This is a genomic window from Kangiella sp. TOML190 (genome assembly GCF_023706045.1).
Classification (GTDB): Bacteria; Pseudomonadota; Gammaproteobacteria; order Enterobacterales; family Kangiellaceae; genus Kangiella.
Genome location: NZ_BQYL01000001.1, coordinates 180,212 through 190,925, shown reverse-complemented (window position 1 = coordinate 190,925; position 10,714 = coordinate 180,212). Strand labels below are relative to the sequence as shown.

8 protein-coding genes are annotated in these 10,714 nt (G+C 42.2%); 5 read left to right on the top strand and 3 right to left on the bottom strand.

All coding sequences use genetic code 11. The features are described from left to right. Nucleotides 1-2: 2 nt before the first annotated feature. Entirely contained in the window at nucleotides 3-548 is a 546-nt protein-coding gene (locus tag NFS34_RS00885) for a GNAT family N-acetyltransferase (protein ID WP_251357955.1), read from the top strand. A 78-nt stretch (nucleotides 549-626) separates the two neighbouring features. Here the strand turns inward: NFS34_RS00885 and NFS34_RS00880 are convergent, their stop codons facing one another. Continuing rightward, nucleotides 627-2,483 (bottom strand): DUF885 family protein, encoded by a 1,857-nt coding sequence (locus NFS34_RS00880; RefSeq protein WP_251357954.1) that lies wholly within the window; start codon nucleotides 2,481-2,483, stop codon nucleotides 627-629. A 187-nt stretch (nucleotides 2,484-2,670) separates the two neighbouring features. Between NFS34_RS00880 and NFS34_RS00875 the strand changes: the two genes are divergently transcribed. Then, entirely contained in the window at nucleotides 2,671-3,162 is a 492-nt protein-coding gene (locus NFS34_RS00875; RefSeq protein ID WP_251357953.1) for a DUF4442 domain-containing protein, read from the top strand. Between the two features lie 356 nt (nucleotides 3,163-3,518). Here NFS34_RS00875 and NFS34_RS00870 read toward each other — a convergent pair whose 3' ends face one another. Beyond that, the gene (locus NFS34_RS00870) at nucleotides 3,519-4,142 is read right to left on the bottom strand and encodes an FMN-binding negative transcriptional regulator (RefSeq protein WP_251357952.1); all 624 of its coding nucleotides are present in this window, start codon (nucleotides 4,140-4,142) and stop codon (nucleotides 3,519-3,521) included. 167 nt (nucleotides 4,143-4,309) lie between these two features. Here NFS34_RS00870 and NFS34_RS00865 point away from each other — a divergent pair, with 167 nt between their 5' ends. From NFS34_RS00865 to lysS, 3 genes are all read left to right on the top strand, one after another. Then, nucleotides 4,310-6,235 carry a S9 family peptidase gene (locus tag NFS34_RS00865; protein WP_251357951.1) on the top strand — a complete coding sequence of 642 codons (1,926 nt, stop codon included), beginning with the start codon at nucleotides 4,310-4,312 and terminating at the stop codon, nucleotides 6,233-6,235. Between the two features lie 241 nt (nucleotides 6,236-6,476). Further along, nucleotides 6,477-7,575, top strand: a protein-coding gene (gene prfB, locus NFS34_RS00860; RefSeq protein ID WP_251360260.1) for a peptide chain release factor 2 whose coding sequence is annotated in 2 segments (ribosomal slippage) — nucleotides 6,477-6,551 and nucleotides 6,553-7,575 — 1,098 coding nt in all. Because the reading frame shifts where the segments join, the coding sequence is not laid out codon by codon here. 135 nt (nucleotides 7,576-7,710) lie between these two features. Next, on the top strand, nucleotides 7,711-9,210 hold the full coding sequence (gene lysS / locus NFS34_RS00855) for a lysine--tRNA ligase (RefSeq protein WP_251357950.1): 1,500 nt from the start codon (nucleotides 7,711-7,713) through the stop codon (nucleotides 9,208-9,210). Nucleotides 9,211-9,355: 145 nt separating this feature from the next. On the opposite strand, the gene NFS34_RS00850 is transcribed toward lysS, so the two are convergent. After that, nucleotides 9,356-10,579 carry a S8/S53 family peptidase gene (locus NFS34_RS00850; RefSeq protein WP_251357949.1) on the bottom strand — a complete coding sequence of 408 codons (1,224 nt, stop codon included), beginning with the start codon at nucleotides 10,577-10,579 and terminating at the stop codon, nucleotides 9,356-9,358. Between the last annotated feature and the right edge of the window lie 135 nt (nucleotides 10,580-10,714).

The window sequence follows — 10,714 nt, the reverse complement described above, 5'->3', positions numbered from 1 at the left end:
AAATGGATACCCCCAGAATTAAAACCCAACGCTTGCTATTAAGACCCATGCTGGAGAGCGACTTCGAAGCCTACTGTCACTATGCGATGGATCCCGAAGTGATGCAGTATATTCGTCCAATTGGTACTAAAGCCGAAGTCAAAGAAGCCTTTGCTGGCTTTCAAAAAGCATGGCTTGGCGAAGAAGGCCAATGGATGGCACTAGCGGTGGAGCTTATCGACACTGGCGATTTAATTGGCGATGTCGGCTTTCGGTATCATAGTAAAGTTCATGAGCAAATTGAGCTTGGCTATAAATTTCACAAGGACTTTCATGGCAAAGGCTATGGCTCAGAAGCGATGGATGCATTAATTGCGCACATAGCAAGTCACTGGCCGTTCCATAAGCTGGTTGCCTATTGTGACCCGCGAAATACCGCCTCTTATAAATTGATGCAGCGTTATGGTATGCAACAAGAAGGCTGGTTAAAAGAGCATTATAAGATGGGTGACGAGTGGCAAGATGAATTGGTTTATGGTGTTTTAAAATCCGATCTAAAACTTGTTTGAGCGACCAGTGCTAAACATAAAATCAAGTTAAAGTAGGCTGGTCATTCCCACTTCCGCGGGAATGACGGTTAGTTGATTTTACAATTTAGATTCAACCCATTCGTTAATTTTATTACCTAATACTGGCATGGGTAGAGCGCCATCGATCAGTACCTGACGGTGAAATTCTTTAATATCGAATTTATCCCCTAAGCGTTTTTCGGCATTGGCACGCATATTGGAGATCTCACGCTGTCCAATTTTGTAGGACACCGCCTGTCCTGGCCAAGCGATGTAGCGCTCCACTTCAGAAACTACATCAGTATCGGCCATGGATGAATTTTCCATCATATAATCAATCGCTTTTTGGCGTGACCAGCCCTTAGCATGCAGGCCAGTATCCACCACTAAGCGCATCGCGCGTAGCATTTCATCGCTTAAGCGACCATAGTATTGCATCGGATCGGTGAACATCCCCATTTCTTTACCGATAGATTCGGTGTAGAGTGCCCAGCCTTCAGAAAAGACGCTCAAGCCACCAAAGCGGCGAAACATCGGCAATCCTTCAACTTCTTGTTGCAAGGAAATTTGGAAGTGGTGGCCAGGTGCCGCTTCGTGGATGGATAAGGTTTCCATGCCGAATTTGGGTTGACCTTTTAAGTTAAAGGTATTGACGTAGAAAATACCTGGTCGTGAACCATCTGGCGCTCCGGGCATATAAGAGGCGCCGGCTGCCGATTCAGCGCGATAAGCTTCGACTGCTCGAACCTCGTAATCCGCTTTCGGCTGGACATCGAACATACTCGGCAAAAGCTTATTCACTTTTTCCTGCAAGTCGCGATAACCCTGTAGCAAGTCTTCTTCGTTGTCATAATAAAACTCTGGATTAGTCTGAACATATTTAAACCAATCCGCCAAATCGCCTTCAAAGCCAACCTGCTGCATTACCCCTTCCATCTCTTGGCGAATTCGAGCCACTTCATCCAGCCCGAATTGATGAATTTGCTCTGCGGTTAAATCAATAGTGGTGAAGGTTTTGAGTTGATAGTTGTACCAAGCTTCGCCATTAGGATGTTCGCTTAGACCAAAACTGGTTCGAGCTTTTGGCAAATAATCTTGTTCAATAAACCGATGCAATTCTTTGTAAGTTGGAACCACTTTTTCACTAATCGCTAGGCTGTAGGCTTCGGTTAGGCGTTTTTTATCTTCATCAGAAAATTCTTCAGGTATATTCGTAATTGGCTGATAGAAGACACTTTTTGTTACGTCATCAACGACATGTGCTTTTAACTGCGGCAAAACTTTTTCCATCAAAGCTTGCGGCTGGGTTACGCCTTTTTCTATGCCTAATTGCATATTCTTTTTGGCCTGATCCATAATAACCGCGCCAGCATCAATTCGTTTTAACCAGTTGTCATAATCCTCAACCGTTTTGAAAGGCTGGAATGATTGACCAGAGCCAAGTTGCGCAAAAAAACTTGCAATGTTGGACGATTGGTTGATGGGAATTAATTCTCCGGGGAACTGTTCGCCTTGTTTGCTTAACTCAGCGTTATACAAATAAACTTCATAGCTGAGTCGATCCTGACCGGATAATAAGTTGCGATCGATAGCTTTTATTTTTTCTAACCATTCATCGGTAAAGGCGCGCGTTTCTTCTTGGAATTCTGGCGACAAAAAGTTAGGCAACTTATCGTTATAACCCGGAATTCCAATGGCAGTGGCTTGAATGGGATTATATTTTAACCCTGCCTGAAAATTTTCTTGGAATAGCTTGTTCAACCTTGCCGAGGCTTGCTCCGGTGTCATTTCTGGAGCTTGCACCGCGACTTTTTCAGTTGCTACCGCTTCTGCTTGCTTGCTATCAGCAACTTGTTCAGTATCCGTTTGATTGCAGCCGACCAGTCCAGTAGTAAGGGCGGCGCTGATGGCTATGGTGATCAATGATTTGTTCATATAATTATTTCCTGTCAATAACAATTAGCTGGGCTAAGATTAGCATAATATCTGGTAAAAAAAGTGGTTTGAAACAACTCTTTACGATAAAGTTTCGAGCAAAAACCTAACAAGGTCAGACCACTTTACATCCGGTTAGTGAGCAGGTAATCTTGGTGAGCATTCGTAACCGCAACGAGATTCGCCAATGACCAAACCTAATCGCCTAGCCAAAGTGGTCGCCAAGACCATGGCCTTACCCGCTTTTTTACGCTTGCCTGCGTTAAATTTTGCATTGAGAACCACCGTAAAGTTAGTCGGCACTTGCAAGGTCGAAGTCATAAAATTGACCAATCGCGAGTCAGTTTTTAAGCTGGACAATCGCAAAAAAGTACAAAACCATATCGGCACAGTCCACGCCGCAGGTATGGCCTTAGTCGCGGAAACCGCTACAGGAATGGTGGTAGGTATGAATGTGCCTGACGATAAGATCCCTGTGATTAAATCCATGAATATCAATTATGTTAAAAGAGCGGTTGGCGCCTTAACCGCCAAAGCACATTTAACTGATGAGCAAATTGAAAATATTCTCAATACCGAGAAAGGCGAAGTTGAGGTAGCAGTTACGGTTACCGATGAAGAAGGAAAAGAACCCATTGGAGCTCAGATGGTATGGGCTTGGACTCCTAAACGTCGTTAAAATTCCTATCCGTCACTTAGGCTTTGTTAAATCTAAAATTTCATCGGGTCATTTACTAGAGTAAACTCCTCTCAGAAATTTTAAATTTGTCTCGCCTAAGTTTAGTCTAGGAATTTTATGAACAAAGAAAAATATAGGAATTTGGACTCAATATGGAATTATTTGATTCTCTGTCTTCGATAACTAGTTTCTCTAATCTTTTTAAAGCTTGGAGATATTTAACGTCTAGTAACTATAGAAGAGAATATCACGAATATTATAAAGAAAAACCAACAACATACATGGTAGGAGATATTGGCTTATCATTTATTTGGTTTGCACTCTTGTTGGTAGTGGTGATAATAGGCGTTATAGAATTACTGTATTAAGTGGTCGATAACTTCATTTGGACAACTTGGCACTGATTTTTTCAATTTTTCTCCCGCCAACTGAATATCTTCTCTTGTTTTATCTTTCGATAGTTTATAGCGGCCAATAATTTCGGTAACTTCAATCTTAAAACCGGTGATATGAAGAATCAGGCGTGCGGTTTTTTCTTCAGTTCTTTGTATCTTGTAATTCGGCTTATCAGATGGGCTATCTTCTTCAAATTGATCGGCCATCATTTCTAAAATTCGGTAAAGCTCATCAGGATCTTTGGTGGTTTGACAATTGCCCTTGATATGTACTGATAAACTATTCCAAGTAGGCAGTTGTTTCGTTGCGTAGTCATTAGGCGAGATGTAGCAATTGGGTCCATGGAAAATCACAGTGACGTTAGCATTTGCTAAATAATCGCCATGAGCATTGTTTCCAGCTAGGTGCCCATAAAGATATATCCTGCCACTAACTTCTTGAAATACAAGAGGCGCTTGAGTCACTTCAATTTCACCTTGGTGAACAGAAATTACGGTTGCAAAAGGGAATTGACGCATCAAAGGAGTCAATTTCTTAATGTCATCTTCTAGGTGAATTGACGGTGGATAGTTTGAGTTGCCCATAAAATTCACTTTTTGTTGGCTTCACTGACATTACGAACCGAAATTGGATCTGATGTGTTCTTTGTTTGAATAAAAAATACACCACTTTTAGATCATTGACTAGCACCTTTCTTTTATAAACTCGTTTCTGTATTCTTATCTGCTAATGTTCATGAAGAGTAGATGGTATGAAGTTTAGAAAAATGATAACTCACTATGGTCTCTTGCTAGGATTGGCGACGACAGTTTCACCGCAGTTAGATGCCAAAGATAAAGTGATGACACCAGAATTGCTGTGGGAAGTGAAGCGGGTGAGTCCATTGGGGATTAATCATGCGAAAACCCATGTGTTTTATAAAGTGACGGTACCAAGCGTTAAGGATAATGATTTCAGTAGCAAAGTTTATCAAGTTGCCATTAAAGACGGCGCGACTCAGTTGGTCGAAAATTATCAAGGCCTAATGGCTGATAGAGACTTGTCTCCGGATGGAACAAAAAAATTATTACATAAGCCTGTAAAGCTGAATAAAGTGTTGGCTAAAGAAAGGTATTCTTCGTTATCAAATGCCGATGCCTATGTATTTGATGATTTGGACTATCGCCATTGGGATGAGTGGAATGATGGTAGTTTTAATCATGTTTTTTATCAGGATTTAGCGACCGAAAAGATGGTCGGCATTATGCCTGATGAGCCATACTCAACTCCGCAATCGCCTTTTGGCGGGCCTGAAGATTATATTTGGGGCCCAGAAGGCAAAAATATTATTTATGTGAGCAAGAAAAAGGCTGGAACCGATTATGTCACCAGTACCAACACAGATATTTATCAATATAATTTAGCCAAGAAAACGACCACAAACTTGACCAAAAATAATCTTGGCTATGATAAGTACCCAGCATTTTCAACCAAAGGTCAGTTGGCATGGCTACAGATGAAAACACCAGGTTATGAAGCCGATAAAAGTGACATCATCATCAAAGATGGCAATAAAGATATTAATTTAACCGCTCATTGGGACGGAACCGTTAATAGTTTTTTCTGGAATAATGATGGTGACCATATTTACTTCATAGCACCAGTTGACGGCACTCAACAGTTATTTAAAGTCGCTGTTGCTGGCAAAGGCTCTGACGCACCAAAAATCATTCAATTGACCGATGGTCAGTTCGATGTGAATGGCATTGTTGGCGAAGTTCAAGGAAAGGTTATTGTTACCCGTAATAGCATGAACTCGGCAAAGGAAATTTTTACTTTTGATAAGGAGAGCAAAGCGCTAAAAGCCTTAACTAAGGTAAATGATGAGTTGTACGCGGGTTTGAAATTACCAACCGTGAAAAAGCGTATGGTAAAAACCAAAGACGGCAATGATATGTTGGTATGGGTCATTTATCCGCCCGGCTTTAACAAAAGTAAAAAATACCCGACCTTGCTATACGCTCAAGGTGGCCCGCAATCTGCGTTGTCACAATTTTACTCTTATCGCTGGAATTTCCAGCTAATGGCCTCGCAAGGTTATATCATCGTGGCACCAAATCGCCGTGGTATGCCAGGTCATGGGGTTGATTGGAATCGTGCCATCAGTAAAGACTGGGGTGGCGGTGCCATGCAAGATTATTTAGATGCTATCGATGACGTTACAAAAGAAAGCTATGTTGATAAGAATCGCTTAGGTGCTATTGGTGCAAGTTTTGGTGGTTATTCAGTGTTTTATCTAGCCGGTCACCACGATAAGCGCTTTAAAACCTTTATTGCTCATGATGGGGTTTTCGATTTGCGTAGCATGTATGGAACAACAGAAGAAATGTTCTTTGTTAATTACGATATAGGCGGTGCTTATTGGGATAAAGATAATGCCGCTGCTCAAAAAGCCTATACAGAATTTAATCCCAGTAATTTTGTTGGAAAATGGGATGCCCCAATGTTAGTGATTCATGGTGGTAAGGACTATCGAGTTCCTCCTGGGCAGGGTATTCAGGCATTCCAAGCTGCCAAGTTACGAGGTTTGAAAAGCCGATTTTTATATTTCCCAGAAGAGAATCACTGGGTTCTAACACCGCAAAACGGTATTGTTTGGCAGCGTGAATTTTTTCGATGGTTGAAAGAAACGCTCTAGCCGATTAATTGCCGTTAATCATTTGGGGCTAAAGTTCATTATAAAAGCAGTTAACCTTGTTGGTTAGCTGCTTTTTATTGCGTGAGAGACTAGGTTATCCTAGTGATAACAGTTTCTTTGCTGGTCATAATAAACATTCTTGTCATTTAAATAGGCTTGAAGCCCAATTGGGCTAGGCACTGATCAGGATATTGGTTAAAATACACGACCTTTGGGCACTTGCCTATAACGATTGGAAAGCATTTTGGAAGTTAATCCTATCCGAGAACATTTAAAAGATATGGCTGAGCGTTTACTAACGCTGAGGGGGTATCTTTGACTTCGATATTAAGCAAGAACGATTAGAAGAAGTTTCCCGTGAATTAGAGCAGCCTGACGTTTGGAACGATCAGGAGCGTGCTCAAGCCTTAGGCCAAGAACGAGCTAAGTTAGAAGCGGTGGTCGAGACCATCCTTAAGCTAGAAGAGGGAATTTCTGACAACCAAGATTTATTGGAAATGTCGGTTGAGGAGAATGATGCTGACTCGGTGGCTTTAATTGAGGCTGAGGCGGCAGATTTTGAGAAAAAACTAGCCAAATTAGAGTTTCGCCGTATGTTCTCTGGCGAGATGGACGAAAATAATTGTTACTTGGATATTCAGTCAGGCTCTGGTGGTACCGAGGCACAAGATTGGGCCAGCATGATATTTCGGATGTATCTGCGTTGGGCGGAAAGTCGCGGCTTTAAGGTAGAAGTCACCGAAGAGTCGGCGGGCGAGGTCGCGGGTTTGAAGAATGCGACTATTAAAATTGATGGCGAATATGCATACGGCTGGCTAAGAACCGAAACTGGGGTGCATCGCTTGGTGCGCAAGTCGCCTTTTGATTCGGGCAATCGTCGCCATACTTCCTTTGCTTCCGTTTTTGTTTATCCGGAAGTGGATGACGATATCGAGATTGATATTAATCCTGCGGATCTGCGCACTGATACTTTCCGTGCCTCGGGCGCAGGCGGTCAGCACGTTAATAAAACCGATTCGGCGATCCGGATCACCCACTTGCCGACCAATGTAGTGGTACAGTGTCAAAATGATCGCTCGCAGCACAAAAATCGTGCTGAGGCCATGAAAATGCTTAAAGCCAAGTTGTATGAGCTAGAAATTCAAAAGCAACAGGCTGAGCAGCAGGCGATGGAAGAGGGTAAGTCGGATATTGGCTGGGGCAGTCAGATCCGATCCTATGTGCTGGATCAATCGCGAATTAAAGATTTACGAACTGGTCATGAGTCATCGAATACTCAAGCTGTACTTGATGGTGATTTGGACGGATTTATTGAGGCTAGCCTTAAAGCCGGCGTTTAATCTAAGCTATTACGCTTGCCTTTGCTACGCTCATAACGCTTAGATGTGGTTATGTTTAGCAAAAGCGCTCTAAAAAATGTATTTAAAGTAGTAAGAAATGATCATCGTATTGATGAAAGAGGTGAAACAAAAAACATGAGCAATCAAGAAAACCCAGTAGTTGACGTCAACGAGCAAATTACTCTGCGCAAGCAAAAGTTGGCGGAAAAACGAAAACAGGGGATTGCTTTCCCGAATGATTTTCGGCGCGATACGGTAGCTGCAAATTTGGTGGCTGAGTTTGGCGAGAACGACAAAGCTGAGCTCGAAGAAATCGGACAGAAGGTTAAGGTTGCCGGTCGTATCATGTTGTTCCGTAATATGGGTAAAGCTTCTTTTATCACCATCCAAGATATGTCTGGTCGCATTCAGTCCTATGTACGCAAAGATCAGGTCGGCGATGAGGTTTATGATGATTTTAAAACTTGGGATATTGGCGATATCGTTGGTATCGAAGGTAGTGTGTTTAAAACCAATAAGGGCGAGTTATCGGTTAAGGCTTCCTCAATCAAGTTATTAACCAAAGCTTTGCGCCCACTGCCAGATAAGTGGGGTGGCTTGTCGGATCAAGAAACGCGTTATCGTCAGCGCTATGTGGATCTGATCGTGAACCAAGATTCGCGCGCGACTTTTGTCGCTCGCTCAAAAGTGGTTAAAGCGATCCGCGATTTTTTGGAAGCGCGTGATTTCTTAGAAGTAGAAACGCCAATGATGCACGTGATCCCTGGTGGTGCGACAGCACGTCCGTTTGAGACTCATCATAATGCTTTGGATATGCCGCTGTTTTTGCGCGTTGCGCCAGAGTTGTATTTAAAACGCTTGGTGGTGGGCGGTTTGGAAAAAGTTTTTGAGATCAATCGCAACTTCCGCAACGAAGGTTTATCAACTCGGCATAATCCTGAATTCACCATGTTGGAATTTTACTGGGGTTATGCAGATTACCAAGATCTGATGAACTTAACCGAAGACATGCTGCGCTATACAGTAGAGGCTGTTTTGGGTAAAACCGTGTTTGAATCGGCTGGTGAGACTTATGATTTTGGTAAGCCGTTTGAGCGTATGACAGTGCTAGAAGCGATTATCAAGCATGAACCGAGCATTAGCATGGAGCAGCTAGCGAATTTAGAGTCTGCGCGTGAAGTGGCTAAGAAATTCCACCTTAAGTTAGAAGAGTCTTGGGGTTTAGGTAAAGTTCAAATTGAAATTTTTGAAGAGTTGGCAGAAGCAAAATTAATTCAGCCAACCTTTATAATGGCCTATCCAGCCGAAGTCTCTCCGCTGGCGCGCAGGAATGATGAAAATCCTTTTATTACCGATCGTTTTGAGTTCTTTGCCGGTGGTCGTGAATTGGCCAATGGCTTCTCCGAGCTTAATGATGCCGAAGATCAAGCGGAGCGCTTTAAAGCACAAGTTGAAGCTAAAGATGCGGGCGATGATGAAGCCATGCATTATGATGCCGATTACATTCGTGCCTTGGAGTATGGTTTGCCGCCAACCGCAGGCGAGGGGATTGGTATTGATCGTCTGGTGATGCTACTTACCGATTCGCCAAGTATTCGCGATGTATTGCTATTCCCGCATATGCGCCCGGAATAGAGCCTTTTTTCTTTTAACACTACGATTCTGATCTTTTTAAAATTGGCTTTTTTAGAAAACTAAACTTCGCATTTTAAAAAGATCAAAGCCGTGTCTTTCGAATAAACAGCTTTAGCATAGAAGCTCTACTCGTATCAATCTTGCTTTACTGGTTGCCATGTATCTTTTCGCTTAATTGTTGTTGAGCTTTTTGTAAATCAAGCACGCCATAACCATAAGCTTCTTTTGCTTGTTGGTTCTGCCCAGAGCGGACTAATGCGTCATACATGTCTTTGTTAGATACATTAGGATTCTCCATTATCAAACTCGCCAGCTTACGAGCAAAAAGGGCAATGGCGTAGGAAGTTCCAGAGACCTGTTGATAACTACTTTCGGTAAAAGGAACTGCTACTTTCAAAGCATCGGCAGCTTCTACAAATCTAGGGGCGGAAAAGTTGTTATCGCAACTGCTTGTGGCAAAGCTAGAGTTCTGATTAAGCTTACCTGCTTGATCTATCGAGCCTATGCTTAAAATTGGCGAACCGTCGTACAAACGATAATTGGCAGGTGAGAAACTTTGCTCGGGGCCATAATTCCCAGACGGAAAAACCACAAAACTATTAGCCGCCCAAGTCATGTTTAAAGCGGCTGCCAATTCTAAATTGCAGCCAGCCTTATCGACTAACCAAGGATTAAGAATCATATCTACTTGCGGCTGTAAAAATAACCAGTTCAAACATTTCAGCACAGTTAGAAAATTGTATTTTCCTTGCGGTAGTCCATTGCAGGATAAAAATTCAATTTGTTGATTGTGTTCTTCTGCAAATGTGTTTTTTTGAGCGAGCAAACTGAAGACGCCAGTGCCATGCCCAAGGGCCGAGTCGTGCAAATGATAACTGCCATCTTTAGGATTGAATTGTTTAATGTTGGTTATATGCTGTAAATCTTGGTGCTTGGTACTGACTCCAGAATCAATGATGGCTAAGACTAAAGAAGCTTTGGAAGAGGAGGTTTTATTACGTCTCTGTTCGTGATTTTGTAGCAAAGTAGCACTAGCGGTTGTTGAATTTTTTGGAGTGATATTCAAATGATCAGCAGCAATTACAAACTGATCAAACCACTTAAGGTACTGAGCATTAATGTGTACTTCTAGCGCATTATTGATAGCAATCGAATTTAAGTTCTTTATGACTTTTTGCCGATAAAACTTTGCTAAAAGGCGTTTTAGGCTGCTGACCGAATTATGATTTAGTAGGTTTACGCTTTGTTGTAGCGCTTGTCGTTTTTGGATTGCTGTTGCTTGATATTTCTTTACTAATTGTTCGAACAGGTTTAAATCGATTTGTTGTGCAAAAATGATTAGCCGCCGATTCTTAGAAAGTTTTTTCACTGTAAACTTTTTTGACGATTGTAAAATCTTCTCCAAGGCGAAGCACTTTTTGTTATTTTCAAAACAAATTAATTGCGGCGTTATTTTGGGAGCTGGTTGGACTTGGCAATGCAAGCTTGCATTGAAACCTAACAC

Excerpts from the sequence above, each read along its gene's own strand:
- NFS34_RS00880 (WP_251357954.1), bottom strand. The coding sequence starts at position 2,483 with ATGAACAAATCATTGATCACCATAGCCATCAGCGCCGCCCTTACTACT.
- NFS34_RS00870 (WP_251357952.1), bottom strand. The coding sequence starts at position 4,142 with ATGGGCAACTCAAACTATCCACCGTCAATTCACCTAGAAGATGACATT.
- NFS34_RS00885 (WP_251357955.1), top strand. The coding sequence starts at position 3 with ATGGATACCCCCAGAATTAAAACCCAACGCTTGCTATTAAGACCCATG.
- NFS34_RS00865 (WP_251357951.1), top strand. The coding sequence starts at position 4,310 with ATGAAGTTTAGAAAAATGATAACTCACTATGGTCTCTTGCTAGGATTG.
- lysS (WP_251357950.1), top strand. The coding sequence starts at position 7,711 with ATGAGCAATCAAGAAAACCCAGTAGTTGACGTCAACGAGCAAATTACT.
- NFS34_RS00875 (WP_251357953.1), top strand. The coding sequence starts at position 2,671 with ATGACCAAACCTAATCGCCTAGCCAAAGTGGTCGCCAAGACCATGGCC.